This is a genomic window from Pantoea sp. JV6 (genome assembly GCF_025910055.1).
Taxonomy (GTDB): Bacteria; Pseudomonadota; Gammaproteobacteria; order Enterobacterales; family Enterobacteriaceae; genus Pantoea; species Pantoea agglomerans.
Genome location: NZ_JAPCIM010000027.1, coordinates 118,335 through 143,887 on the forward strand (window position 1 = coordinate 118,335; position 25,553 = coordinate 143,887).

Annotated in this window: 22 protein-coding genes and 1 pseudogene; 7 read left to right on the plus strand and 16 right to left on the minus strand. The window is 56.7% G+C overall.

All coding sequences use genetic code 11. The features are described 5' to 3' along the window. Positions 1-4 precede the first annotated feature (4 nt). Complete coding sequence (locus OK412_RS23115) at positions 5-589, minus strand: GNAT family N-acetyltransferase (RefSeq protein ID WP_010671972.1); 585 nt, start codon at positions 587-589, stop codon at positions 5-7. 259 nt (positions 590-848) lie between these two features. Between OK412_RS23115 and OK412_RS23120 the strand changes: the two genes are divergently transcribed. Next, positions 849-1,418, plus strand: a complete 570-nt coding sequence (locus tag OK412_RS23120; protein WP_264353640.1) for a pyridoxamine 5'-phosphate oxidase family protein — start codon at positions 849-851, stop codon at positions 1,416-1,418. A gap of 286 nt (positions 1,419-1,704) precedes the next feature. Beyond that, positions 1,705-3,183, plus strand: coding sequence for a YsnF/AvaK domain-containing protein (locus OK412_RS23125; RefSeq protein ID WP_061902429.1), 1,479 nt, complete (start codon positions 1,705-1,707; stop codon positions 3,181-3,183). A 213-nt stretch (positions 3,184-3,396) separates the two neighbouring features. Here OK412_RS23125 and OK412_RS23130 read toward each other — a convergent pair. The 3 genes and pseudogenes from OK412_RS23130 to OK412_RS23140 all read right to left on the minus strand — a co-directional run bounded on the left by OK412_RS23130 (position 3,397) and on the right by OK412_RS23140 (position 5,335). Continuing rightward, a pseudogene (locus tag OK412_RS23130) lies at positions 3,397-4,490 on the minus strand (IS3 family transposase). A gap of 99 nt (positions 4,491-4,589) precedes the next feature. Then, entirely contained in the window at positions 4,590-4,883 is a 294-nt protein-coding gene (locus OK412_RS23135; RefSeq protein WP_022624214.1) for a DUF1493 family protein, read from the minus strand. After that, complete coding sequence (locus tag OK412_RS23140; RefSeq protein ID WP_158150254.1) at positions 4,877-5,335, minus strand: STM2901 family protein; 459 nt, start codon at positions 5,333-5,335, stop codon at positions 4,877-4,879. The genes OK412_RS23135 and OK412_RS23140 overlap by 7 nt, the downstream gene beginning before the upstream one ends. A 663-nt stretch (positions 5,336-5,998) precedes the next feature. Here OK412_RS23140 and OK412_RS23145 point away from each other — a divergent pair. Next, on the plus strand, positions 5,999-8,545 hold the full coding sequence (locus OK412_RS23145) for an excinuclease ABC subunit UvrA (RefSeq protein WP_264353641.1): 2,547 nt from the start codon (positions 5,999-6,001) through the stop codon (positions 8,543-8,545). A 55-nt stretch (positions 8,546-8,600) separates the two neighbouring features. On the opposite strand, the gene OK412_RS23150 is transcribed toward OK412_RS23145, so the two are convergent. The 8 genes from OK412_RS23150 to budA form a co-directional block, all read right to left on the minus strand. Continuing rightward, positions 8,601-8,855 (minus strand): Txe/YoeB family addiction module toxin, encoded by a 255-nt coding sequence (locus OK412_RS23150; RefSeq protein ID WP_010256862.1) that lies wholly within the window; start codon positions 8,853-8,855, stop codon positions 8,601-8,603. After that, entirely contained in the window at positions 8,852-9,103 is a 252-nt protein-coding gene (yefM, locus tag OK412_RS23155) for a YoeB-YefM toxin-antitoxin system antitoxin YefM (protein ID WP_010256861.1), read from the minus strand. The genes OK412_RS23150 and yefM overlap by 4 nt, the downstream gene beginning before the upstream one ends. A gap of 184 nt (positions 9,104-9,287) precedes the next feature. Then, positions 9,288-10,127: an MBL fold metallo-hydrolase gene (locus tag OK412_RS23160; RefSeq protein ID WP_264353642.1), complete on the minus strand. Its 840-nt coding sequence runs from the start codon at positions 10,125-10,127 to the stop codon at positions 9,288-9,290. Between the two features lie 167 nt (positions 10,128-10,294). Further along, positions 10,295-11,608, minus strand: a complete 1,314-nt coding sequence (locus OK412_RS23165) for a CitMHS family transporter (protein WP_010256858.1) — start codon at positions 11,606-11,608, stop codon at positions 10,295-10,297. Positions 11,609-11,949: 341 nt separating this feature from the next. Then, complete coding sequence (locus OK412_RS23170) at positions 11,950-13,401, minus strand: flagellin (protein WP_264353643.1); 1,452 nt, start codon at positions 13,399-13,401, stop codon at positions 11,950-11,952. A gap of 205 nt (positions 13,402-13,606) precedes the next feature. Continuing rightward, positions 13,607-14,380, minus strand: coding sequence for a (S)-acetoin forming diacetyl reductase (locus OK412_RS23175; RefSeq protein ID WP_264353659.1), 774 nt, complete (start codon positions 14,378-14,380; stop codon positions 13,607-13,609). A gap of 21 nt (positions 14,381-14,401) precedes the next feature. Beyond that, entirely contained in the window at positions 14,402-16,081 is a 1,680-nt protein-coding gene (alsS, locus tag OK412_RS23180) for an acetolactate synthase AlsS (RefSeq protein ID WP_010256852.1), read from the minus strand. Positions 16,082-16,095: 14 nt separating this feature from the next. Continuing rightward, positions 16,096-16,878, minus strand: coding sequence for an acetolactate decarboxylase (budA, locus tag OK412_RS23185; protein WP_033781025.1), 783 nt, complete (start codon positions 16,876-16,878; stop codon positions 16,096-16,098). Positions 16,879-16,982: 104 nt separating this feature from the next. Here budA and OK412_RS23190 point away from each other — a divergent pair, with 104 nt between their 5' ends. Beyond that, complete coding sequence (locus OK412_RS23190; protein ID WP_022624205.1) at positions 16,983-17,888, plus strand: LysR family transcriptional regulator; 906 nt, start codon at positions 16,983-16,985, stop codon at positions 17,886-17,888. Positions 17,889-17,959: 71 nt separating this feature from the next. Next, entirely contained in the window at positions 17,960-18,205 is a 246-nt protein-coding gene (locus OK412_RS23195; protein ID WP_010256845.1) for a hypothetical protein, read from the plus strand. A gap of 50 nt (positions 18,206-18,255) precedes the next feature. Here OK412_RS23195 and OK412_RS23200 read toward each other — a convergent pair whose 3' ends face one another. The 4 genes from OK412_RS23200 to OK412_RS23215 form a co-directional block, all read right to left on the minus strand. Next, positions 18,256-21,300: an efflux RND transporter permease subunit gene (locus OK412_RS23200; RefSeq protein WP_264353644.1), complete on the minus strand. Its 3,045-nt coding sequence runs from the start codon at positions 21,298-21,300 to the stop codon at positions 18,256-18,258. Further along, positions 21,297-22,430, minus strand: coding sequence for an efflux RND transporter periplasmic adaptor subunit (locus tag OK412_RS23205; RefSeq protein ID WP_010256842.1), 1,134 nt, complete (start codon positions 22,428-22,430; stop codon positions 21,297-21,299). The genes OK412_RS23200 and OK412_RS23205 overlap by 4 nt, the downstream gene beginning before the upstream one ends. Before the next feature lie 93 nt (positions 22,431-22,523). After that, a complete protein-coding gene (locus OK412_RS23210) occupies positions 22,524-23,693 on the minus strand; it encodes a sensor histidine kinase (RefSeq protein ID WP_033770228.1) in 1,170 nt (389 codons plus the stop codon). Continuing rightward, complete coding sequence (locus OK412_RS23215) at positions 23,690-24,388, minus strand: response regulator (RefSeq protein WP_010256840.1); 699 nt, start codon at positions 24,386-24,388, stop codon at positions 23,690-23,692. The genes OK412_RS23210 and OK412_RS23215 overlap by 4 nt, the downstream gene beginning before the upstream one ends. 129 nt (positions 24,389-24,517) lie before the next feature. Between OK412_RS23215 and OK412_RS23220 the strand changes: the two genes are divergently transcribed. Together OK412_RS23220 and OK412_RS23225 are read left to right on the plus strand one after the other, a co-directional pair. Next, positions 24,518-25,303 carry a MipA/OmpV family protein gene (locus OK412_RS23220; RefSeq protein ID WP_264353645.1) on the plus strand — a complete coding sequence of 262 codons (786 nt, stop codon included), beginning with the start codon at positions 24,518-24,520 and terminating at the stop codon, positions 25,301-25,303. Positions 25,304-25,311: 8 nt separating this feature from the next. Then, positions 25,312-25,434 carry a hypothetical protein gene (locus OK412_RS23225; protein WP_264353646.1) on the plus strand — a complete coding sequence of 41 codons (123 nt, stop codon included), beginning with the start codon at positions 25,312-25,314 and terminating at the stop codon, positions 25,432-25,434. Positions 25,435-25,553 lie beyond the last annotated feature (119 nt).

Here is a 25,553-nt window from a genome sequence, read left to right on the forward strand (position 1 = left end):
CGCCTCAGGGTGAGTGTGCGGGCTGGTATTCCTGTTTCAGCAAGCCGAAGATCCAGTCATCCTGCCACTGGCCGTTGAGGAAAAAGTTCTGCCGCAACGTCCCCTCCTGCACAAAGCCCGCTGAAATCAGGGTCCGGCGTGAGGCCGCATTGCCTGCCGTCACCGTCGCGATCAGTTTGCGGTATTCCTGTTGCTCAAAGCAGAAGGTGATAATGGCATGCAGAGACTCGCTGCCGTAGCCTTTGCCCTGCGCATCTGCGGCCAGAATAAAGCCAAACTCCGCAATACCCTCTCCGCGATCGATAAACCCGCAAAAGCCAGCCGGAGCACCGGATGTTTTTTCTCCGATAACCAGACAGAGCCAGTGCCTGCAGCCCTTGTACCAGGCGGGCAGGCGGACATCAAATGAGTGGGTTCTGATCTCTTCAGCGCTGCGCGGATCGCTGATGTACTGCATCACCGATCTATCCTGACTGACTGCCAGATAGAAGGGCCAGTCTTCCTGCCGAAGTGGCCGATAAGTCAGGCGCGGCGAGGTGACTTTCAGCGGTATTTCAGCCGGTACTTTAGCAGACTCTTCAGTTGTCATCGTGCAACTCCCTGCGGATCGGATCTCTGTGGCGATGGCGCAAAAATAACACAGAGTGGCTGACTGGCGGGACGCGCTTTTGCCGCTCTGCGAGGTATCCCGCAATCCCGACGCTATTTCACCAGCTCCTGGTCTCGTGCATTGTCCAGCTCCCGCTGCCACATTTGCTCTTATCGCTGCGCTGTCAGGCCTTCTGCCCACTTCATTGCTACGCTTTTAGCCAGATGGCTGAAAATTGATCCTGATGAGAGTAATCCCCATGGAATTGAAAACGTTTGAAACTGGAGCCTGGGCTGCGCTGCAGGAATCTGCAACCGATCCACAGGGTGGATTTCGTTATCTGATGCTCTGTACGGTCGATACTCTGCTACAACCTCAGGCGCGCACAGTGGTTCTGCGCCAGTGTGCCGACGACCGCAGGATGCTGACATTTCATACGGATGTTCGCAGCCCGAAGTGGCAGGAGATGGCGGCGAATCCGCAGGTCACCGTGCTGGGATATTGCCATCAGCGTCGCCTGCAGTTACGACTGGCAGGGCGGGTTGCGTGTTATGCGGCGGGAAGTGATGTTGCCCGGGCAGCCTGGCGTGCGTTACCGCAGCACACGCGGCAGACTTACACCGGCGGACCTCCTGGGGAAGCGCGGACAACGGCTAACGAGACGTCTGACGCGACGGCAGCGGAAACCGGGAAATCCCGTTTTGGCGTGGTGATTTTGCAGGCCAGTGTGCTGGACGCCTATCAGCTTCAGCGAAACGAAAATCAGCGCGCCCTGTTTCGCTATTCGGCTAATGGCGGACTGCAGGAAAGCGAATGGCTTAACCCCTGACCCGATATGCCTGATTCACTTCGGGTCGGGTTAACGCCTGATTGATCCTCTTTTCGCGCACTGGATAAAAGAGATTTCACTGTCTGCCGCTTCGTTAGCTGTTTTTTATCTGCCGCACCGCTTAATCGATTTTAGCACCACGTTATCTTCATATAATGGCGTTTTTCTGCTTTTTCCTATCTTTTGTCATTGTTTGTGCCAGGCTTTAACTAACCGAAAAGCAGTGACTTATGCTCAAGGTAAAGAAAAGTACAAATGATCGCTCTGTATTACAGGCAGGTTAAACATGAACAATCAACCTCCTGAAAAACCAGGGTCAGAGGGTAGCGACCAGGTGCTAAGCCTGGCGGAGGAAACCGTTGAGGTCTCAAAACAGCGGGTCATCGACGGTCATGTCAGGGTTACCCGACAGGTCACTGAGCATCAGCAGAAGATTGCGCTGATGCTCCGGCACCAGACGGCGGAAATAGAACGCATTCCTAAATCGGAACGGCTGGCTGAGATGCCGGAGATCCGTGAAGAAAATGGCGTTCTGATCATTCCTGTCGTTGAAGAGGAAATCGAGATCGTTCGTCATCTGGTGCTGAAAGAGGAGTGGCATATCCGCAAAGTTGTCAGTGAGGAAGCGACAGAACAGGTCGTCTCCCTGCGCAAACAGCACGCTCACCTGACCCGTACACCTTATTCAGAGCCGTCCGAATCCATCACCGAGGAACACAACATGGCGCGTGAAACAATCGTAACAATGTTCAGCAATATCTCACTGGCAGAGGGTGCAAAGCGTAACCTGATCAAGGCCGGGTTCCTGGATGATGACATTGATATCATCTCCGGTGATCGTTTGCGTACCGAAGGTCAGGAGGCCCGTCACCCTGGCTTCTGGCAACGCCTGTTCGGCAATACGCTGGAGGAGGATCAGGCCGAAGTGTATGAAGACGCGATGCGAACCGGCGGAGTAGTGCTGTCGCTGCGGGCCGATGAAGATGAGTTACCTCGCGCCCTGGGCATCCTTGATGCACATGAAGAACTTACCGAGCGCAGTGCGGCGCTGCCCGATGATTACGCGCCCGGTTACGCGACCAGTGATGGTCTGACTGCACCTGCCAGTGGAACGCTTCAGGATAATGCCGCCGTCGATCCGCTCTCTAACGATCCTGCCCATCGTGGCGCTGCCCGTACCGCCCTGACCGGTGACGAAAGTGACGAGGATGTACTGCGTCTGGCCGAGGAGCGACTGGAAGTGGGTAAACGTCTGGTAAGTGAAGGTTCAACCCGCGTTCGTCGCTACACTGTCACCGATCAGGTCTCAGAAAATGTCTCGCTGCATGAGCAGCACGCCGCAATCTTCCGTCGTCCGGTGAATGAATCAGGTTCACCCACCCATGTTGACTGGTCTGAAAAAACTGTCGAAGTGGAAGAGACGCATGAGCAGCCCGTGATTAATAAGACCGCGGAGATCATTGAAGAGGTGGTGTTACGCAAAGAGACAAGCGATCGGGTTGAAACTATCAACGATTCGGTACGCCGTCAGGAAGTGGATATTGACCATGCCAGTACAGATCCTCTCGGCGCAGATCGGCTGACCGGGAATCGTACTGTGGCCGATCCGTTGCTTGAAAGCACGCGTCAGGCCCGCGCTGACCACGACACCCGTCCGGTAACGCCAGGCAGCGAGCCAGCGCATAAAGAGGGTTTCGCGGAAAAGGCCGGTGATAAAATCGCAGAAGCGAAAGAGAAGGTCGAAGACAAGTTTAAAAAGCCGTAATGCCGGAACGGTGATTGTCGCCTTCTATGCCTGAAAACCCGTCGCAGACGGGTTTTTTTCATAAATCACACTGAAATTCTGTAGGCAATTTAATGGCATCACTTAGACCTGACACCCGTTGATGGAGAATGGCCACATTGAAAGTTGTATAGAGCTCTCGTCTTAAGTGTGTGTACGTTATTCGTGACCTGCCCCTAGTATTAGATACAACGATCAGTTAGTAATGTCGGTTTGTTCACCTTCTGATTTTCCATTTCTCCAGCCTGCTGCAAATTCAGACGGCGTCTGGTAATTCAGCGATGAATGAGGTCTGGACTCGTTATAGTCCTGCCGCCAGTCATTAATGATTTTCCGGGCATGAACAATATCGCTGAACCAGTGTTCATTCAGGCATTCATCGCGAAAGCGTCCGTTAAAACTCTCAATAAATCCGTTCTGTGTCGGTTTACCGGGCTGAATAAGCCGCAGCTCCACGCAATGCTCAAAGGCCCATTGGTCAAGTGCTCTACAGGTAAACTCCGGCCCCTGGTCAGTTCTTATCGTAGCCGGATATCCGCGAAACAGCGCAATACTGTCCAGAATATGCGTGACCTGCACGCCTGAAATCCCAAAGGCAACAGTGACAGTCAGGCATTCCTTTGTGAAGTCATCGACGCAGTTAAGGCACTTGATCCTGCGACCGGTGGCCAGTTCATCCATGACGAAATCCATTGACCAGGTCAGATTGGGCGCATCCGGGCGAAGCAGCGGAAGCCGCTCAGTCGCCAGACCCTTACGACGTCGTCTGCGCTTCACATTCAGGCCGTTAAGGTGATAAATGCGGTATACCCGCTTGTGGTTGACGTGAAGGCCCTCACGACGCAATAACTGCCAGATCCGCCGGTAACCAAAGCGACGGCGTTCAGGTGCCAGCTCTGTGATGCGTAGAGATAGCTGCGCGTCAGCAGCCGGACGCTGAGCTCAATAACGGCAGGTTGAAAGAGACAGACCTGCCAGCCTGCAGGCACGACGTTGCGACAGACCCGTTGCATCACATATGACTTCCACGGCTTCCCGCTTCTGGTCTGTCGTCAGAACTTTCGACCCAAAGCCACCTGAAGCGCCTCCTTATCCAGCATGGCTTCGGCGAGCAGCTTCTTAAGGCGGACGTTCTCCTCTTCAAGTAACTTAAGCCGCTTTACCTCAGGGACTTCCATGCCGCCAAACTTCTTGCGCCAGGTGTAGAAAGTAGCGTCTGAAATAGCATACTTACGGCAGAGTTCCCGTGCAGAAACCCCGGCTTCGGCCTCGCGGAGGATACTGATGATCTGTTCGTAGGAAAACGCTTCTTCATGGGGATGCCCTCATGTGGCTTATGAAGACATTACTAACATCGGGGTGTACTAATCAACGGGGAGCAGGTCATATCAGTCATAGCACCATCGCCTGGCACGGGCTGACTCGATTACCATCCCGATAGTAAGAGGGATGGCCTCGCGCGGGTTTTTTGGATAGTAGAGGCTGAAAGTCACCAGATCAGAATCCATTCCAAACGCATCGAAGACGTTCTGAAGGCATTCCGCAGCGTCCTCCGGGTCAAGCTTCATGTCCTGATTAAGCGACATCTCTGGCGTGAGTGTTTTTTTCCGGAACGTAAGCAGCGATCGGCCGTTCCACGGCTCAATGAGTGCCATTACGCGTGCCTGTGTGTCATCTACCATAACTTATCCTCCCCGCGAGCGATGGCATTGTACAGTCTGACCGAATTGAAACTGATATCGGCAACGTCTCTTGCCAGAATCACCCAGCCCACGACGGGTATCGCCCGACCAACAAAGGTGCTGAGCTTATGCGTAAAAAGGATACGCGCGGTCCGGGGCGGGTATCCCCCTACGATGGTGGGGAGCTGTATGCCGAAAGGAAACTTGGCGTTAGGGAATACTCTGCGTGCTGCCCGTGAGGCATAGGAGGTACCTTTGAGAGCATCGCGCGGTTTGGTGCGGGTAGTCAGGACATTACGTCCAGACAGGATGGCCACGATCGCTCCGAAGTCATCAATGTCCAGCTGTTCAGCGACTTCTTCACAGAAAATCATGAAAAAGAGCTCACCAGCGGTGAGGTTCGGTCTGCCTGCGTAGAAATAGGTGTTATTGAGTTCTTCAGTCGTATCCACTGCCAGCTCCCACAAGTTCACTTCATTCATCATCCTGATGCTTTTTAAACAATACCTCGCGCGTTCATGCTTGACAACCTGACGGTCTGGGACAGGATAATAAAAAACGGTAATTTCACCTCATCTCCCTGCAGGCACTCGCGGCATCATTTCAGAAATGGGCATGGTTTCGCTATCCTTATGTCTTAAATGATTTTTTATGCCGTCAGCGCGCTGAATATCGGGAGCGGGGCATCATCAGGCACTCTGGGGCGCATACCTGGCCATAGAGAGATAAAGGTTATAGAAAGGTTCCTGGGGTATTAAACATTTCCCATTGTCTATATCCATACCTTACATAGACCTGCATTTATCGATACCACAGGAATCTACATCAGAGTCACATAAGCGATTTGCTAGTGACGGCTTTGCCTTATTTAAGTTTGCTCCAGGGTTTTCTTAAGAGATAAGAAGGCTTCCTGTACATGCTGCTTACCAGTCTGTGCTGCCACGAAGCGATGAACCCCCCTCGCGTTGTGCAGACCGCGATCCCTGACTACCCTTGCTGTTGTTTCTATTCCCAAAGCGGGCCGGATAGCCTGAACGCCGGATTAGCATCTGCAATTTTTAGTCATTAACGGCAGGCGATCGTGAATCTGCCGTGCATTATCAATCAGGGAAATCATGACAGAACAACGCAACGCCGATCATTACCGTGCTGATGAGCACATTGATCCTTATATCTCGGTACAGGGTGCAAGAACACATAATCTCAAAGATGTTTCGCTGCGATTTCCCCGTAACGCCATGGTGGTGTTCACCGGGGTTTCAGGCTCCGGTAAATCGTCCCTCGCCTTTGATACCCTCTATGCGGAAGCCCAGCGCCGGTTTATCGAATCGGTGTCGCCACATGCCCGTCGTCTGATCGATCAGGCTGCTGCACCGGATGTGGATAATATTGACGGACTTCCACCCGCGGTGGCGCTTCAGCAGAGCCGGGCTGGCGCGCAGGAGCGTTCAACGGTGGGCAGCCTCACCCGGATTTCTGTCACGCTGCGTCTGCTGTTTTCCCGTGCGGGCGTAAGGCCTGAAGGCGTTCCCTTTATGACCGCCGATTTTTTCTCGTCTAACAATCCTGAAGGTGCCTGTCCGCATTGCCAGGGACTGGGAAGAGTGCACACCGTTAAAACCGAGTCGATGGTGCCGGATAGCTCACTGAGCATCCGCCAGGGAGCTATCGCTTCCTGGCCCAGAGGCTGGCATAACAAAAATCTGCGCAGCATCCTTGAGACGCTCGGCTACGATGTCGATGCGCCCTGGAATACGCTTTCAGCCCGCGACCAGCAGTGGATACTGCTGACTGACGAACAGCCATCGGTGCCGATTTTTGTCGGTCTGAACGCTGAGCAGCGCGAAAACGCGCTGGCGGCGGGCGAAGAGCCGGCTTATACCGGCACGTACACCAGTGCAGCAAAAATCGTGCTGCAGAGTTATTCGGGTGGCAGCGAGACGACGAAGAAACGGCTGGCGCGCTTTGTGACGGTCACTCCCTGTTCTGAATGCCACGGTAAAAGGCTAAACCGGGATGCGCTGTCCGTGACCTTTGCCGGTCATGACATTGCCAGCCTGAGTGAGCTGTCGGTCTCAGAGCTTGCTGAACTGCTGAAGCCTTATGCACGTGGCGCATCGCCGGACCTGCCGGCAGAGGCGGCACTGCGTGAGGCGGTCATCCGGATGGCGTCGGATATCTGTATGCGGCTTGAGCAGCTGGAAACGCTGGGTCTGGGTCATCTGGCGCCGGGACGCCGTACCACCGTACTCTCATCCGGCGAGTTGCAGCGCGTGCGTCTGGCCACCCAGCTGATATCGCGGCTGTTTGGCGTGCTTTATGTGCTGGATGAGCCGTCAGCCGGGCTGCATCCCGATGATGTCAAATCGCTGCTCGCATCCCTGAAGAACCTGGTGCGTGCCGGTAATTCGCTGGTGGTCGTCGAACATAATATTGACCTCATCGCCGAGGCAGACTGGCTCATTGAGGTCGGCCCCGGCCCGGGAACGCATGGCGGCGAGATCGTCTATAACGGCGAACCAGCAGGGCTTGAAGAAGTCAGTGCGTCACCCACCTCGGGCTATCTTTTCTCACGAAACTATACCGGGCTGCGCCAGCGCCGGCCCGCAGAGAGCTGGCTCTGCTTTGAACAGGTCTATTGCAACAATATTGCCGGAGTGGATATCGCCATCCCTCTGGGGAGAATGACGGCCGTCACCGGCGTGTCCGGCTCCGGAAAATCGACGTTGCTGAATCGCGTGCTTCCGGAAATGCTCGGACGTTTTGACAAAACGCCTGACATCGAGGAGGGCGAGGAAGAGGATCTGGTGCCGGACGTTAAGGGTCAGGTTGTCAGCGGAAGTGACGCCATCGGCCGGTTGGTCAGAATCGATCAGCGTCCTATTGGCCGGACACCACGCTCAAATCTGGCCACTTACACCGGATTTTTCGATATCGTCCGCAGGCTGTTTGCAGACACCGACGCGGCGAAAGCCAAAGGCTTCAGCGCCAGCCGGTTTTCATTCAATCTGCCAGCCGGACGCTGTCCTGCCTGTGAAGGGCAGGGACAGATTTCGATTGAGCTGCTCTTCATGCCGAGCGCTACCGCAACCTGTTCCGTCTGCGCGGGAAGCCGTTATAACCCCGAAACGCTGGAGGTGAAATGGAACAACCTGACGATAGCGGATGTGCTTGATCTGACCGTGGACGACGCCACTAAGGTGTTTCATGGACATGACGGGATCCAGCGTTCGCTTAAGGCACTGACGTCGCTGGGGCTGGGATATCTGACCCTGGGTCAGCCCGCCACTGAACTCTCTGGCGGCGAGTGCCAGCGTATCAAGCTTGCCTGGGAGCTGCAGCGGGTCCAGCGTACGCCCACGCTTTATCTGCTTGATGAACCTTCAACAGGATTGCACCCGTCTGACATGGATAAGCTGCTGGTAGTGCTGGATGAACTGGTAAAGCGTGGTCATACCGTAATTATGGCGGAACACAACATGCGCATAGTGGCAGAGGCGGACTGGGTGATTGATCTGGGTCCCGGCTCGGGTCTTAAAGGAGGAAGGGTTGTCTCCTCCGGCTCACCGGAAGAGGTCAGCGCATCTGCAGAGAGTCTGACTGCGCCCTGGCTTTCCGCACAGCTGAAAAAGAGGGCGGGCGATCCGGATTGCGGTGGATGATTACGCCGCTGAAACTGGTGCATTGTAAGGGCTCAGGCGCAAGCTCCTGAGCCCGTCAGTAATGATAACGGCATGAGGCAATCAATAGAGCATCCCCGCTGACAGCGTACACCAGCCGATGTTCTGCCGTGATTCTGCGTGACCAGAAACCTGCAAGATTATGCTTTAACGGCTCGGGTTTTCCTTTGCCTTCAAAAGGCGTCCTGCTGGCATCTTTGAGCAGCTCGTTTATCTTTTTAACGGTTTTTTTATCGGCATCCTGCCAGTAGAGATAATCTTCCCAGGCTTCTGCGGACCAGGTTAGTTTCACTCAATAATATCCCTGTCAGTCCCGTTACCGCTTTGCAGGCTTTCGATAGAATCCATCAACCTGCGCGCATTTTTAGGTGACCGCAGCAGGTATGCCGTCTCTTCCAGTGAGTTATATTCCTCAAGCGACATCAGCACGCAGGATTCACCGTTCTGGCGAGTGATCAATACCGGCGCTTTATCTTCAACTGTCTGAACCATAGTGGCAGACAGATTCTGTCGGGCTTCGCTGTAACTGATTGCTCTCATAGCACCTCCGTAGTAAGTAATACAAATCATTGTACAATGATAAGCTATGACAAGGAAGCTTAAGTGAGAAGACTGGATATGAAATCGCGAAAGCGACAAAGTAACAGGCGCCTGACAAACCATAACCCTGAGTTTTCATCCGGTCACCATGCTGCTCGAATCAGTGAATACGGGTATTTTCTCATCAGCGCAGCGGCGCATTAACCTGTAATGCATCCAGCTCACGGGCATCATGACTGCAAAAAAAGGTGATTTCGCCGCCGCGCTGGCAGGAGAGCTCACGCAGTCGCTGCTGATTGTGCCGTCTGGCTACGTTATCCATGCCCATCATCCACTGGTAAAAGCGCAGTCCTGGCGTGCAGTGTCGCGTCTGCTGCCGCATTTCGCCGCGGTAAAACCAGGCATCGCCGCCGTGCAGCAGCCAGCCATCGGGTTGCTGAATCGCGATACCCGCGTGACCCGGCGTATGGCCCGCCAGCGGAACTAACAAGATCTCCGGCGGTAAGTCACGCAGGCGATTAACGGACTCAAAACCAAACCACTTTTCTCCCTGCGGCTGATAGGTCTCCCAGTTGCTGATCCCACCCCATTGTCCGGGACGGTAACGTTCCCGTGACAGCCAGCTATGGCGCTGATGTGCGGTATCAACCTCCTGCTGCAACAGATGGATTCGCGCCTGCGGAAAATCGGTCAGTCCGCCAGCATGATCAAAGTCGAGATGGGTCAGAATAATATGCCGCACATCCTCAGCCCGGAAACCCAGTGACGTAACCTGTGACAGTGCGGTCAGTTCATCGCGGCGCTGAATATTGTTTAATGCGCGGAAAAAGCCGGACAGGCGGCTGCCGGGCGCATGGATATCCTGGCGACCAAAGCCGGTATCCACCAGCACCAGCCCGTCGCGATCCGTCTCAATCAACAGACAGTGACAGACCAGATGTGCTTTCAGGCCTTTACTGAATCCATCATAGAACGCGCCGCCCAGCGGACACATACAGCCACAGTTAAGGTGGTGAATTTTCATCGGGCCTCCATAGGGGCAATGGGGATATCTCTGAGAGGCTATGGCCTGTCCGGCGCGTAGCACATCAGCCTGGCTATAGAGTGTAGAGAGGGATGACGCAGTAGGCGGAGCGGTGAAGCGGATAACCGGGCAAAATTGCCGGTTATCCGCCAGAAAGCAGAGGATTATCAGGTGTGGAACAGCGGGAAAGCACCGGTCAGCAGACCGCCTGCCATCAGCACCAGACTGACCAGAATCCCCCACTTAATTGCAAAGCGCTGGTGGTCGCCGATGTCGACTTTCGCCAGACCCACCAGCAAGTAGACTGACGGCACCAGCGGACTCAGCAGGTGGAATGGCTGGCCGACAATAGAAGCGCGGGCAATCTCTTCTGCGGTAATGCCGTAGCTGGCCGCCGTCTGGGCGATAACCGGCAGAATGCCGAAGTAAAAGGCATCATTCGACATAAAGAAGGTAAACGGCAGACTGACCAGCGCGGTGAAGACCGCCAGGTAAGGTCCGAAGCTGGGCGGGATCACGGCCAGCAGGCTCTTCGCCATGGCGTCAACCATGCCGGTGCCGGAGAGGATGCCGGTGAAAATACCGGCGGCAAAAATTAATGCGGTCACCGCCAGCACGTTACCGGCATGAGAGCTGATGCGGGCTTTCTGCTCCTCCAGCGTGGGATAGTTGAGCATCACCGCTATCGCAAACGCCAGCATAAACAGGATCTGAATCGGCATTAAACCAATCACCAGCAGCACCAGCAGCACGGTGGTCAGGATGAAGTTAGGCCAGAACATTTTCGGACGGCGATTGGCTGCGCACTCTTCGGCATCGCCCAGCCCCAGCTCAATGTTGTCGAGATGATGATCTTTCATGGTCATCACGCCAAGGCGCTTACGCTCACGCAGGCCAAACAGCACCGCCATCGCCACTAGGCTGGCACAGGCCAGCAGCATGGCTGGCAGCATCGGAATAAAGATATCGAGGGCGTCAATGCGCAGTGCCGCCGCGGCACGGGCTGTCGGACCTCCCCAGGGTGAGAGGTTCATGATGCCGCTGGCGAGGTTCACCAGACAGGTCATCATCAACACGTTCATGCCCAGCCGGTGATAGAGCGGCAGGAATGCGGCAATGGCAATCATGTAAGTGGTAGAGCTGTCACCATCCAGAGAAACCAGTAGTGTTAGTACCGCCGTTCCGACCAGCACTTTCAGGGGGTCACCGCGCACCATCCGAAGAATAAAGCGCACCAGCGGGTCAAACAATCCGGCATCGATCATCAGACCGAAATAGAGAATGGAGAAGGTCAGCATCACGCCGGTAGGGGCCAGCTTTTTGACGCCGTCCAACATCATGGCACCCAGGCCTGCGTAAAAACCGCCAATCAGCGCAAATATGGTTGGTATCAGGATCAGCGCAATCAAGGCTGACATGCGTTTGGTCATGATCAGATACATGAAGCAAACAACCATGGAAAAACCCAGTATCGTCAGCAAATTAACAGCCCTCGCAATGGCGGAAAAGTAATGAAAAAGTTACATATCGACAGGAAAATTCAGGTAATTACTTAGCGTGGTAATGATTAACCTGTTGTTTTAATTAACCCTGCATTCAAAGATGATAATAAATAGTTGTCAGTATTTAGCATTTCTTTAACAAAGAAGGGTGATCATGATCATCTTTAAACGGTTCTTAAACGAGATTGTGTGACTGAGATCAAAGGGTGTCGAAGTGTAACCGGGGTTTCGGGCCAGCTGGGGGCTGAATCAGGCGGGTAGTAGAGTGGTGGAGAAACAGGGTAACCGGCTGAGCCTTGATGCTCAGCCGGTTAACGTTATTAGCTGCCTAACAGCTGAATAATCATTTCAGGGGTTTTATTCGCCATTTTGCTGACGGCAGTCTGACCCTGCTGAATAATCTGGCTGCGTGCCAGCTGGCTTGCTTCTTCAGCATAGTCCGCATCCTGTATGCGGCTGCGAGCCGCTGAGGTATCCACACCCTGCTGCGATAACACATTACGGTTGGACTCGTAACGGTTGATCTTTGCGCCATAGATCGACTGATAACCGCTGATCTTCTCGAGCGCGCTATCCAGTGCCTTCATGGTGGTTGAGATATCGCCCTCTGTAAGCAGCGTTGTGTTGTTCAGCCCCAGCGTTTTGGTATCCGATGGCGTTGCCGGAATAGTATCCGACTGGATCGGCTGACCGTAATCGGCGCTGGTGACCACCTCCATAGGTTCGCTCTTCTTCGGCGGCGTCGCAGGCACACCTTTGGGTTCCGGCAGATTTCCCCAGGTCAGATTACCGGTGAAGGAACCATTGCCCACCACCACCACAATCAAATCCTCGCTGACGGTATCCAGCGTGATGCGCTCAAGCCGGTTACTGGTGATGGTGCCGTTGTTGAAATCGCCGCTGGCGATATCCTCATAGCGATCGCCGTCACCGCTGTAAGTGAAGTTCATGCCGTTGTAGGTGCTGCTGTTACTGCCCGCCAGCGTCCAGCTCGGGCCGCCCTCCAGCAACTGCGAGCTGTCATAAGCCGCACCGCTGGCAAATCCGTTACTGCTGGTCAGCAGGCGACTATCCGCGGTAGCCGCATTAGTGATGCTTTTGCTGGCCCAGGTGTAATCAGGCGCACTGCCGTCCAGCGGTGTACCGACCAGGTGCTTACCGTCGCGGGTAAAGAGCTGGAGATCGTCATCCATACCCAGTGAGTCGATGGTGATGCTTATCGCCGTCGAGCCTGCCGGGATATAGGCCAGGGGGATCACGCCTGAGGTAAAGGAGTAATTCTTGCCGGGCACCGGAAACTTCGTGTTGATAGGGTCAACGTTACCCAGCTTCGCAGGCGGTAGATCAGGATTATTCGTCGCCAGTGGATAGCGGCCAAAAATCTCGGTGTGGTCTGCCACTTCATTGATGCCTGCCATAATCTGCTGATACTGGCCGTTGATGCTCTGTCGATCGGCGTCCGACAGCGTGCCGTTGGCTGCCTGGACCGACAGGGTGCGCGCCTGGATCAGCAGATCGACGATGCTGCCAAGGCCGCCACTGGCGGTCTGGGAATAGCTGATGGCGTCATTGAGGCCACGCGCTACCACCGCATCGGCATTAATATTGGCCGTCATGCGGTTGGCAATCGCCTGACCTGCCGCGTCATCTTTGGCACTGTTAATTCTCATCCCTGATGATAACCGTTCAACCGTTCGTCCCAGAACAGAGTCAGTGCTGTACCGCGTTTTGTTCGTAATCGCGGCGGTTTCGTTATGGTTGATCGTTAACATGGTCGCTTCGAACAGGGAGAGGAGTCTCTGTTTTATCGGCAGGGTGATAAGCAGCTTTAATCTCTGTGGCGACAAAAAGGCAGGAAATACGCGGTCAGACGGTCAAGAGGCTGATGGTAAACCGCTTTTCAGATAAAAAAAATTAACGGTTCAACCCGGTCAGGAAAAACGCCTGCCACGCGATAACGCAGCAGGCGAACGAAGATCAGTTAAACACCATGCCGCCATCAATCAACAGCGACTGACCGGTCATGTAATCGGAGTCAGGACTGGCCAGGTAGGCGACGCAGGCAGCCACATCTTCCGGTTCAGAAAGACGTCCCAGCGTAATGCGTTTCGCAAATTCCTCGGTGCCGTAGCCGGCGGGCTTGCCGGCTGCTTCAGAGATCTGGCGGTCGATCTCTTCCCACATCGGTGTTCTGACAATGCCAGGGCAGAAGGCGTTAACCGTGATGCCGGCAGGTGCCAGATCGCGCGCAGCGGTCTGCGTCAGCCCGCGCACGGCAAACTTACTGGAGCTGTAAATCGCCAGCTCCGGATTACCGACATGACCCGCCTGAGAACAGGCGTTGATGATTTTGCCGCCGTGACCTTCTGCAGCAAACGCTTTAATCGCGGCCTGCATGCCCCAGATCACCCCTTTGACATTGACGTTGTAGACCTTGTCGACCACCGCTTCGGTGATCTCAGCAATCGGCGTGGAGGGCGCAATACCGGCATTATTGACGATGACGTCAAAGCCGCCCAGCGTGCGGCGCGCCTCTTCTACCGCTTCCATCACCTGATCACGCTGCGAGACATCGACTTTCAGCGCAATCGCTTTGCCACCCTGCTGGTTGATCTTCTCCGCGACCTGGCGTGCGGTCTCCTGATTAAAATCGGCTACTGCAACCGCCAGTCCATCTTTCGCCAGACGCAGGGCGATCGCTTCACCAATGCCCTGGCCTGCGCCGGTCACAAATGCCACTCTGTTTTTCATCATGATTTCCTTTTTGAGAAATTAAAGAAGCTGGCTCAGATGCAGCTGACCCATCAGCAGCGGGTTGTCGGTGTAATCGACCGGCACCGCGACCACGGCGGGCCCCTGAACATCCATCGCTTTACGCAGCGTCGGCTCCAGCTCTGCCGCACTGGTCACCGCAAAGCCCGCTGCCCCAAACGCTTCGGCATAGGCTTTGAAATCGACCGGCCCAAAATTGACGCCCGAGACGCGGTGATATTTTTTCTCTTCCTGCATCGCCACCATGTTGTAGGCGTTATCGACCCAGACGATGTGCAGAATGTTGGCTTTTAAGCGGACGGCAGTTTCCAGCTCCATGCTGGATTGCAGGAAACCACCATCGCCGGAAACTGAAACCACTTTGCGCTGCGGCTCGACCAGCCAGGCACCAATCGCCCACGGCAGGGCCACACCCATCGTCTGCTGACCGTTGGAGATCATGATCTGACGGGCGCGGAAGCTGTAGAGGTAGCGGGCGATCCAGATGTGGAAGCTGCCCATATCGACGGTAAGGCTGACGTCACTGTTAATGATGTCCTGCATGGCGCGGACAATGCGCAGCGGATGCAGAGCAAACTGATTGAGGCTGGCACCCTGCATCGCCAGCAATTTGCGCTGCTGCTGACGATCCTCAAGGATGGTGGCGGCTTCCGGGGTCAGCTGGAGTGGGGCAGTGATGCGCGCGGCGAGTTTACGCACTGTGGCGGCGATATCACCCACCAGTTCTGCGTCAGGCAGATAGCGGTTGTCGGTCTCAGCGGGTATTACGTCGATATGAATCAGTGTGGCGTTACCGCTGTTCCACATCGCCGGTTCATATTCCACCGGGCTGTAGCCGATGGTGACGATCAGGTCAGCCTGTTGCAGCAGCCTGTCGCCCGCCTGGTTGTTAAACAGCCCGACGCGCCCGGCGAAGCGTGAGAAGTGATCCTGTCTGACCGCTCCTGCTGCCTGATAGGTGCTGGTGACCGGAATGTGACTGCGTGTCAGCAGCTCATGAATCGCTTCGCTGTTCTCTGTCTGGCTCGCCATTAATCCCAGCAGGATGACCGGATTTTTAGCCCCGGCGATAGCTTCGCTGACGGCGTCGATCATTGAGTCAGGTGCGGCGCCCAGTACCGGGCGGCCTTTGCTGCTCAACGCTTTGCCGGTAACCGGCTGATCGACAATATCCTGTGGCAGGCTGATAAAGGCACCGCCGCCCCGGCCATGTTCGGCGTGGCGAAACGCATTCGACAGGCATTCAGAAAGCGCAGCGGGGTCGGTGACCTCAACTGCATATTTAGTGATTGGGCGAAACATTGAAACCGTGTCCATGCTCTGATGAACCTGCTTGGCGCTGTCGGAGCGCTTCACCTGACCGCCGATAGCCACCACCGGATCGCCTTCGCTGGTGGCGGTGGCCATGCCGGTGATCAGGTTGGAGCAGCCCGGCCCGGAGGTGACCAGCGCCACGCCCGCATTGCCGGTAAGGCGGCCCACTGCGGCGGCCATAAATGCGGCGTTAGCTTCGTGGCGAACCGGGATGGTCTGGATGGAGGAATCCAGCAGTGAGTCGAAGACTTTATCAATTTTTGCGCCAGGAATGCCAAAGACGTGGCGGACGCCCTGTGCCTCAAGTTGCGCCACCACCAGGTCAGCGCCACAAGTCCAGAGTGTGGTATCGGTTGGAGTTTTCATCGTCATTCCTCTGATTAGCTTTCTACCGCACGAATCGCGGCGTCAAGATTGGCGGGGTTCAGGTCGGCATTGAGAAAATCGCTGTCCTGCGGCAAATCCACGACCAGCTTGCTGATGGCACCAAAGGTCAGGGTGCCCTGCTCCAGCGCATAATCGAGAATGTGGCCGCCGCCTTCGCGGTCGTCGGTAATAAAATGTTCGTGATAGCCTGCAACGTTAATGCCCTGCATATATTGCGGCGTACGGAATCCGATCAGTTCGCCCGCGCGCTGGCTGAAGGCAAAGGTCGGCTGATCGCCCAGCACTTCCGGCATTGAGCGATAGGGACGACACTGGCATGGCACGGTGCGGGTCTCGACGCGACTGAAACGACCGCTGATGCGCAGCGCGCAGAACTGGTTATCGGAGGTGATTTCGTTGTCGATCACCTGATGGATCGCCTCACGCGACATCGGCCGGTCAAATTCATACAGATGCTGCGGTTTAAAAAAGGTCATCACGGCGAACGGAGTTTTCTGCGCCGGATCGGCCGGGTGCGCACTGCCGTCGGCGTGCAGCTGATAGACCTTGCTGTCAAACGCGATCATCTCGCCATCCAGCCGGTTAAAGGTACCCAGGCCGAAATCCCCTTTACGCAGCAGGTCGGCAATACGGACATTGCCGTCGTAAACGCCGCTCAGCAGCGCACTCATTAAAGAGGTCTGATAGATAACGCTTTCTGGTGCATCCTGTGAAAGCGTCAGGACAGTATGTTTTAGTTGATCCTCACAGGAACAATCAGTTACACAATTGCTCATTTGATGCCTCATCGATTAACCGTTAAGCCGTGTTAACCTAATGGTGAACCGATTCAGTCGGTGGGTCCAATAGCGAAACCTGTTAACTTTGAGACGTTTTTGATATGGAACTTCGCCATCTGCGTTATTTTGTTGCCGTAGCCGAGACGCTTCACTTCACTCGTGCCGCAGAGATACTGGGCATATCGCAGCCGCCGCTGAGTCAGCAGATACTGCGGCTGGAGCAGGAAATTGGCACACCGTTGCTGAAGCGCCTGACGCGCGGAGTGGAACTCACCGAAGCGGGCGAAGCGTTTCTGGCGGATGCCCGGCAGATTGTGCAACTGGCCGATCAGGCGCTGGAGAACGCACGCGGTATTGCGCGGGGGATCAGTGGTCAGCTGTCGCTGGGCTTTGCCAGCTCGGTGGCGTTTAATCCACGCATCTTCACCCTGATCCGCCAGTTTAAAGAACGTTATCCGGCGATGGAGCTTCTGACCCGCGAAGAGAATATGTCTTTGCTGATGCAGGATTTACAGGAAGGATTGCTGGATGCCGCTTTTATCCGGCTGCCGTGTGAAAGCAGCAAGGCGTTTAATCTGCGTGTCATCTCCACCGAAAAGATGCTGATTGCGCTGCCGCGCTGCCATCCCCTCAGCGGCACACCCACCGTGGCACTATCCGCGCTGGCGGGAGAAACCCTGGTGATCTTCCCGCGCGACGTCTCGCCTAGCCTGTATGAGTTGATTGTCACTGCCTGTCTGCGGGCGGGCTTTTCGCGCCACACTTTTCAGCAGGCTCCGCAGATCACTACGTCGCTGGGCATGGTGGCGGCGGGCTGCGGGATTGCGCTGGTGCCGGAGTCGATGCGCTGCGTCGATAACCCCGGGGTCAGCTTCTGCGATATCGAAAACAACACGCTATTTACCGACGTTGCCTTTGCCTGGCGTCGGCTTCACCCGTCAAAAGCAGTACTGCACCTGCTGGCGCTGCTGGCAGAACAGCCTGCGGCACCAGGCGAAGCGGGTTGATAAGCGCCAGCTATTGAACTGAAAACAATAACCAACTGGCGGCCAGGGACCGGGATGCCAATAATCGGTGCATGACTACATACCGCGTAAGAGTCGGGTTTCACAACCCGTCAGCCCTGACATTCAGGCAACTGGATGAAATTCTGGAGCCGCAGCGATTCTGGAGAACAGATTCGGCGGGCGGCCAGTTCCGCTATTTCATGGAGTATGAGTACCAGTCTGACGTGCGCGATCTCTGTTCGGTCTGCTCGCTGGCCTACAGTCAGGCCTGCAAAGTCAGAAAGTGCCCGCTGATTCTGGTCGAGGTGATGAACTGATCCTTTCCGGCGATCCCGCCGTTCTCAGCACGGGATCGCCGGGTGTTGTTTTAACGTGAGCCGCGCTGCATCAACAGACTTAACGCGGCGGGCAGCACCGTGAGCGTTACCAGCGTACCGCTGATCAGACCGCCAATAATCGCCAGTGCCATGGGCCCCCAGAAAACCTGATGGGCGATGGGGATCATGCCGAGTATTGCCGCACAGGCAGTCAGCAGAATGGGACGTGCACGGTGATGGGCAGCCTGCCGGATTGCCTCACCCGCGGACAGTCCGGCCCGGCTATTCGCATCGACTTCACTGATCATGATCACCGCGTTGCGGATGATGATTCCCGCCAGGGCAATAATCCCCAGCAGCGCCACGAACCCCAGCGGTGTGCCAGCCGGCAGCATTGCGGATACGATGCCGGGCAGGCCAAACGGTGCCATGCTCAGCGCCAGCAGCATGCCGGAGAAGCGTTGCAGCTGAATCATCAGCAAGACCAGCATGACGCAGATTGTTACCGGCAGCAGAGCAAACACTGAACCGTTGCCTTTGTCCGATTCGGCCGCCACGCCACCTTCTTCAATACCGTATCCGGCCGGCAGCGAGGCGCGCAGGGCGGCGACGGCTGGTGCGAGCTGCTGCGAGACCTGTTCAGCCCGCTGACCGGGCGCAATATCGGTCTGTACGGTGATGTAAGCCAGCCGCTGACGTCGCCATATCACCGGGTCATCCACTCCCCAGTTCAGGGTTGCCACCTGTCGCAGCGGGATTTTCTGTCCGCTGGCATTGGTGATCATCAATCCTGCCAGTGTGTCAGTGTCCTGCCGCTCCGGGTCATTGCTGCGCAGCACGACGTCGATCAGGCGGTTACGATCGCGCAGGGTGGTCACCACGCTGCCGGACATCAGAGTATTCAGCGCGGTGGCTATCGTTTCGGAAGAGAGTCCGGCTGCGCGGGCTGCGGTCTGGTTCACCGCCAGCGTCATGACCCGTTCTGGCTCTCCGGCGGTAAGATTGACCTCGCGTGTCAGCGATGAGCGGGCGATCAGCGCCGCCAGCCGATCGGCCGCCTGACGCACCCTGGCATTATCCGGGCCGGTGATGCGATATTTCAGCGGCCAGCCGACCGGTGGCCCCAGCTCCAGCGGCGATACCCGGGTAGTGATATCACTGAAATCCACCGCCAGCTTCTGCTCCAGCCTGCTGCGCAGCCGATCGCGTGCCGCCAGATCTTTCGCCACCACCACCAGCTGCGCGATGTTCTCATTATCCAGCAGCACATCCATCGGCAGATAAAAGCGTATTGCGCCCGAGCCAACGTAGCTGGTGTAGTTCGCCACATCCCGATCGTTGCGCAGCATCTGTTCCAGCTGTGCGGTACGGCGGGTGGTTTCAGCCTGGGCTGCACTGGCGGGAAGCGTCAGGCTGACCAGCAGCTCGGGGCGATCCGATGCAGGGAAAAACTCACCCTGCATAAAAGTGGTGGCGTAAAGGCTGACCAGCAGCACCGCCATCGCTGTGCCAATCGTCACCAGCCGGTGACGCAGAATCACCTCCAGCAGCCGGTGATAGCTGCGCGTCAGCACGCCCGGCGGCTTATCGGCCTTGATGTGCCTGGCCGACAGCAGCCAGCAGCCGGTGAGCGGAGAGAAGATGACCGCGACGACCCACGAGCAGAGCAGCGCCAGGGTAATCACCACAAACAATGAGTAGCAATACTCTCCGGCACTGGAGGCGGCGAACCCGACCGGAATGAACCCGGCGATCATTACCAGCGTACCGGTCAGCATCGGAAATGCGGTGGTTTTAAACGCATAGGTGGCGGCCTGCCACTTGCTGTCGCCCGCTTCCAGTCGCGCCACCATTGCCTCGACAGTGATCATGGCATCATCCACCAGCAGCCCCAGCGCGATGATTAGCGCGCCAAGCGAGATGCGCTGGAGTCCGATGCCTGCCATTAACATGCCGGTAAAGGTCATTGCCAGTACCAGCGGGATCGCCGCCGCAACGACCAGACCGGCACGCAGTCCCAGTGAGACAAAGGAGACGGCTAACACGATGACGACCGCTTCGCCCAGTATCCGGACGAAGCCGCTGACCGCGTTTTTCACCACGGAAGACTGGTCGGCCACGCGGGTCATAGTAATACCGTGCGGTAACTGACTGGCCAGCATCTGCATGCGCTGACTGAGTTGCTGACCGAAATCGAGCATGTTGCCGCTGCCGGCCATGGAGATCGCCAGCCCGATAGCCGGAACGCCGTTAACCCGAAACGTCGGGACTGGTGGTTCGGCAGGTTGCAGGCTGATGGTGGCCAGATCGGTCAGCGGAATAAAACGCTCACCGATATGCAGGGTAATCGCCCGCAGATTTTCAACCGAAGTCAGGGTGCCGCTGACCCGCAGCGCAATATTCTCGCGGTCGGTACGCAGGCTGCCCGCCGGAACGACATCGTTCTGAGCTTTAATGGCGTCGCTGACCTGCTGTAAATCGAGCCCCATGCCGTTCAGCTTGCGCGGCGAAAAGGCGATAACCACCTGCTGCTCCTGTACACCTAACAGGCTGGTTTTACCGATGTCGGGCAGACTGGCCAGATTGCGACGCAGGTTATCGACCCGGTCGCGTAGCTCTCTGGCGGTAAAACCCTCCGCCGTGAAGCCATAAATGGTGCCGAAGGTGTCATCAAATTCGTCGTTAACGGCCGGACCCTGCACGCCCTGCGGCAGTGAAGGGGCAACATCCTGCATCTTTTTACGCAGCTGGTACCAGATGCCGGCCACCTGAGAGGGCGGCGTGTCATCGCGCAGGTTGACATAGATGACGGTTTGTCCGGCGCGGGTTTCGCTCTCAACCGCATCCAGCGACGGGATCTCCTGCACTTTCTGTTCCAGTACGTCAGTGAGCAGTTGCACCGTGGTGTTCACATCAGCGCCTGGCCATTGGGCTGATATTACGGCGGTTTTGATAGTAAACGCCGGGTCTTCATTGCGTGACAGATGTTCATAGCTCAGCACACCCGCCGCCATGACCAGCAGCATGAAAAAGATCACCAGTTGCTGATGCGCCAGCGCCCAGCCGGAGAGGTTAAAGCCAGACGTTTTTTTCATGGAGCCTCCTGCGAAAGCGCCACTTTTTCGCCAGGTTGCAGGGTGCTGACTCCGGCGGTGACGACGCGCTCTCCCGGCTTGATCCCGGCAGTGACGAAGATTTGCTGCGCGTTAAAGCGGGCCAGCACTACCGGACGAAGCTGCAGGCGTGACGCCGCATCAACGACCAGCAGCGCGGGTTTGTCTGCGGAGCGGGTCAGGGCGCTGGCGGGCAGGGCGATGACCGGCGGCTGCGCATCGGGAAGGGTGACAATGACTGTGGCACCGGGTGCCATCGCCTCAGGCGGCTGATTCAGTGAGATGCGCAGCCGCCATGTGCGGGTCTGTGGATCGGCCTGCGGGCTGATGTCACGCACTGTGCCACTGGCCTGCACGCCGGGATCGGCGAGCAGCGTCACTTTCAGCGGTGTCCGATCATCAGGATGCAGCAGCGCAGGCGTTGTCAGGTCAAACACCGCATCGCGTGCATCCCCTGCTGCCAGCGTCATCACATTTTGTCCGGCGCTGACCACCTGACCTGGCTGAACCGTGATGGCGGTGATCCGGCCTGCTGCAGGCGCAGTCAGCTGAGTCCAGCTGAGGTTATCCTGGGCATTTTTCAGAGCCGCTTCGCTGCTGAGACGGCGGGACTGTGCGCTCTGCCAGTCCGCCTGGGCGCTGTCCAGCTGGCTGCGGGCGATGGCCCCTCCGGGCATCAGCAGCCGCATCCGATGCAGGTTAAGCGCGGCGACCCGTTCGGCGGCGCGTGCGCTGTCGAGATCGGCCCGTGCGCTGCTTAGCTGATTGCGTGACTGATCATTTTCCAGCGCTGCCAGCGATTGCCCGGCGCTGACGCGATCGCCCAGCTCAACCGCACGGCTCACCACCCGGCCATCCAGTCTGAAGGCCAGCGCGACCTCTTCATGAGCGCGGATTTCGCCAGTCAGCACCAGCGATGCATCACTGCTGAGCGGTGGAGCAATCACCGATTTAACCGGGCGGAGCGGGGCGGCAGGCGGAGCAGAACTATTGTCCCGGCAACCGGTCATGATGAATACCCCGAGCAGCACGAAGATGATCGGCGCAAAGATGTGAATACCGAAGAGATGACGCCACACCTGGCGGGCAGCATCCGATAAGAAGTCTGTCATAACCGGGTTCCTTTAATGAGTTGTGCTCATTGAACCCGGCATGTGTCCAGAAACGTTCCATGAACCATCAAGAAATGGTCAAGCCAGAACAATTTATCTCGTCGGCAGCGTTATCCCGATCAGCAGACCGCCGTCGGCGGGCAGTGTGGCGTGAAGCGACCCGCCGTGCGCCTCGACAATCGCTTTGGCAATCGACAGTCCCAGACCGCTGCCGCCGGAGTGGCGGGCGCGTGAGGAGTCAGCGCGGGTAAAGCGGTCAAACAATTGCGGCAGGAAGTCCGGCTCCACACCCTGACCATAATCGCGGAAGGTCATTATGATCGCCTGATCGTTCTGGCTGGCCGTGATCAGCAACGCGCCACCGTCGGCAGCGTAGCGCATTGCATTCTCACAGATGATGGTCACTACCTGGCCCAGCCGGAAGGTATCGGCATACAGCCGCAGATCGTTGGGTGATGTCACGCTGATGGCAATCCCCGCCTGTTCTGCCTGCGGCAGAAGCCAGCCGGAGCGCTCGCGCAGTAACTCGCTGAGATTAAACCACTCGCGGTTCAGGGTAAGCTGCCCGGCATCCGCCAGCGACAAGAGATGCAGTTCGTCTGTCAGGCGACTGAGCTGCGTCAGTTGCTTCATGATCATTGCCAGCTGTTGCGGTTCGGCAGGAAAGACGCCATCCAGAATCCCCTGCAGGCGGCCCATCGCCGCCGTAAGTGGCGAGCGAAGCTCATGCGCCATCGCCACATGCGAGGTGCGCAGCTCACGCTCGTAACGCGCCAGCTGCTGCGTCATCTGATTAAAATCTTCAGTAAAACGTACCAGCTCCTGTGGGGCTTCTTTTACGATTACCGCCGATCGGCCAAATTCGCCTTTTGAAACCGCTCGCGCCGCGGTAGCCAGCTGGCTGAACTGCGCCGACAGCGGACGGGCGAAACGCAGCGCCATCAGCACCATAAACGGAATCGTTACCACGACCAGCACGATCACGGTAAGCCAGTCCGACGAGGCCAGCGACGGATCGGAGAAGTTGATGCCCCACCACTGGTCCATAATCTGATGAAAGCGCACAGGATCGCTGGCAGGGTGGTGGCGCAACCGGGTGAACTCATCCAGCAGCGCGGGCGGCATCCGGTAATAGACCCAGTACGCTTGCACTGCGAAGCGCAGCCACATACAGATGGCAATGAGCACCACGCTGCCAATCGCCAGAAACAGCACCCGGATGCAGATCCAGCGCCACAATGAAGTATGCGTATCGTTCTTCATGGCTGTCTGAACCGGTAACCGACGCTGCGCACTGCCGGTAAGACATCAGAGATGCCCGCGGCTTCCAGTTTGCGACGCAGGTTATAGACGTGGGTATCGACCACCCGCTCAAGCGCATCGCTTTCCGGCAGACAGTGCTCCAGCAGAAACAGGCGGGTAAACGGACGCGTCGGAGCGCGCATCAGGGTGACCAACAGGGAAAATTCGGTCGGTGTCAGATCGAGGCGGCGCGGTGAAGCACTGTCGCTATCGACCACTGCGGTGAGCGCCACCGGGTCCACCACTAAACCCGCCCAGCGCAGGGTTTCTGCCGCGGGTACCTGACTCTGCTGGCTACGGCGCAGTACTGCCTGAACGCGCGCCACCACTTCGCCCGGATGATAGGGTTTGACCACGTAGTCATCCGCGCCATAGCGCAGTGCGCCGATGCGGTCCGGCGCATCACCCATCGCGGTTACCATGATCACCGGGGTATCGTCACGACGTCGCAGCGCTGCCAGCACTTCAGTGCCGTTCATGCCGGGCAGCATGATATCCAGCAGGATCAGATCGGGCTGCCAGCGTCTGGCGGCATCCAGCCCGCCTGGCCCATCACCGGCAATCATGACCTCATAATTTTCACGTTTCAGGTAGGCCTCAAGTACGCCCGCCGCATCAGCATCATCTTCAATAATCAGTACACGTTTTGACTGCATTTTCGGATCACCTTGACTGTTTCTTCATAAATCCCTGGTCGTTAATTGACACTCGCCTCGCATACTCCGGCCATTGACGCGGCTCTGAACCCCTCAGCTCCGCACCTGATGTGATAATGAGGAAACGTGATGATAACCGGAAAAATAACGCTGCACATGGTCTGTTTTTCGCTGGGATTCAGTGCCGCGACTGCCATGGCTAATGAGACTACACCGCCGCCAAGCGTCACGCTGGGCATTGCAGGTATCAATGCACCACGCTATAGCGGCGCAGATAAGCAGCACTGGCAGCTGATGCCGGTGATCCAGGCACGCGACGGGGCCTTCTTTTTAGACTCACAGAAAGGCATTGGCTATGACCTGCAGGCAGATAATGGACTGTATCTGGAACATACGCTGGGCTACGGGCTGGGCCGTTCTGACCAGAATTCATCCTGGCGTGACGGGGATGACCGGCTCAGAGGCATGGGGAACATCGACGCAACGATGAACACCGCGCTGGCGCTGGGATGGTCGGTAACGCCGTGGCTGGTGCTGGAGGGCAAAGCGACGCTGCCATTAAGTGATAGTCAGGGTGTGCAGTACCGGACTTCCGTAACCCTGATCCCCTGGCAGACCAGTGACGATACGGTGGCACTGCAGGTGGCGGGACTGTTTGGCGACGGGCGTTATATGAATACCTGGTATGGCGTTAACAGCAAGCAAAGTGCGCGCAGCGGATTTGAACGGTACGACGCCGCGGGTGGATTTTATGGCACCGATACCAGCCTGACCTGGAGCCATCAGTTCACGCCTGCCTGGGCTGCCAGTGTGATCGGTGACTACAGCTGGCTGGATAAGCATGCTTCAGATAGCCCCATCGTTGCACGGCACAACGGCGCATCGGCCACCCTGGCATTGAGCTACACCTTCTGAATGGCACCATGAAGAAAAGTGAGATGCGCAGCCACCGCCTTTTGCTTGCGGCACTGATTCTGTTGTATGTCGTGGTCTATACCCTGACAGGCGTGGCGCTTAGCCTGTTGGATGCGCCGGGACAGGGATAGGGAGCGAGCGGTATAAACAGCGTGATCGGGCTGGTTATGCCGTGACTTAAATAGAAAATTAACTTTTCGTAAAGCGGTTCAGACATTAATGGTCAGCGTTAGAAGTTTCGGGTACATCC

Coding starts and splice junctions, on each gene's coding strand:
- OK412_RS23115 (WP_010671972.1), bottom strand. CDS start 589: ATGACAACTGAAGAGTCTGCTAAAGTACCGGCTGAAATACCGCTGAAA.
- OK412_RS23120 (WP_264353640.1), top strand. CDS start 849: ATGGAATTGAAAACGTTTGAAACTGGAGCCTGGGCTGCGCTGCAGGAA.
- OK412_RS23125 (WP_061902429.1), top strand. CDS start 1,705: ATGAACAATCAACCTCCTGAAAAACCAGGGTCAGAGGGTAGCGACCAG.
- OK412_RS23135 (WP_022624214.1), bottom strand. CDS start 4,883: ATGGTAGATGACACACAGGCACGCGTAATGGCACTCATTGAGCCGTGG.
- OK412_RS23145 (WP_264353641.1), top strand. CDS start 5,999: ATGACAGAACAACGCAACGCCGATCATTACCGTGCTGATGAGCACATT.
- yefM (WP_010256861.1), bottom strand. CDS start 9,103: ATGAGAGCAATCAGTTACAGCGAAGCCCGACAGAATCTGTCTGCCACT.
- OK412_RS23160 (WP_264353642.1), bottom strand. CDS start 10,127: ATGAAAATTCACCACCTTAACTGTGGCTGTATGTGTCCGCTGGGCGGC.
- OK412_RS23170 (WP_264353643.1), bottom strand. CDS start 13,401: ATGTTAACGATCAACCATAACGAAACCGCCGCGATTACGAACAAAACG.
- OK412_RS23175 (WP_264353659.1), bottom strand. CDS start 14,380: ATGAAAAACAGAGTGGCATTTGTGACCGGCGCAGGCCAGGGCATTGGT.
- alsS (WP_010256852.1), bottom strand. CDS start 16,081: ATGAAAACTCCAACCGATACCACACTCTGGACTTGTGGCGCTGACCTG.
- budA (WP_033781025.1), bottom strand. CDS start 16,878: ATGAGCAATTGTGTAACTGATTGTTCCTGTGAGGATCAACTAAAACAT.
- OK412_RS23190 (WP_022624205.1), top strand. CDS start 16,983: ATGGAACTTCGCCATCTGCGTTATTTTGTTGCCGTAGCCGAGACGCTT.
- OK412_RS23195 (WP_010256845.1), top strand. CDS start 17,960: ATGACTACATACCGCGTAAGAGTCGGGTTTCACAACCCGTCAGCCCTG.
- OK412_RS23200 (WP_264353644.1), bottom strand. CDS start 21,300: ATGAAAAAAACGTCTGGCTTTAACCTCTCCGGCTGGGCGCTGGCGCAT.
- OK412_RS23205 (WP_010256842.1), bottom strand. CDS start 22,430: ATGACAGACTTCTTATCGGATGCTGCCCGCCAGGTGTGGCGTCATCTC.
- OK412_RS23210 (WP_033770228.1), bottom strand. CDS start 23,693: ATGAAGAACGATACGCATACTTCATTGTGGCGCTGGATCTGCATCCGG.
- OK412_RS23215 (WP_010256840.1), bottom strand. CDS start 24,388: ATGCAGTCAAAACGTGTACTGATTATTGAAGATGATGCTGATGCGGCG.
- OK412_RS23220 (WP_264353645.1), top strand. CDS start 24,518: ATGATAACCGGAAAAATAACGCTGCACATGGTCTGTTTTTCGCTGGGA.
- OK412_RS23225 (WP_264353646.1), top strand. CDS start 25,312: ATGAAGAAAAGTGAGATGCGCAGCCACCGCCTTTTGCTTGCGGCACTG.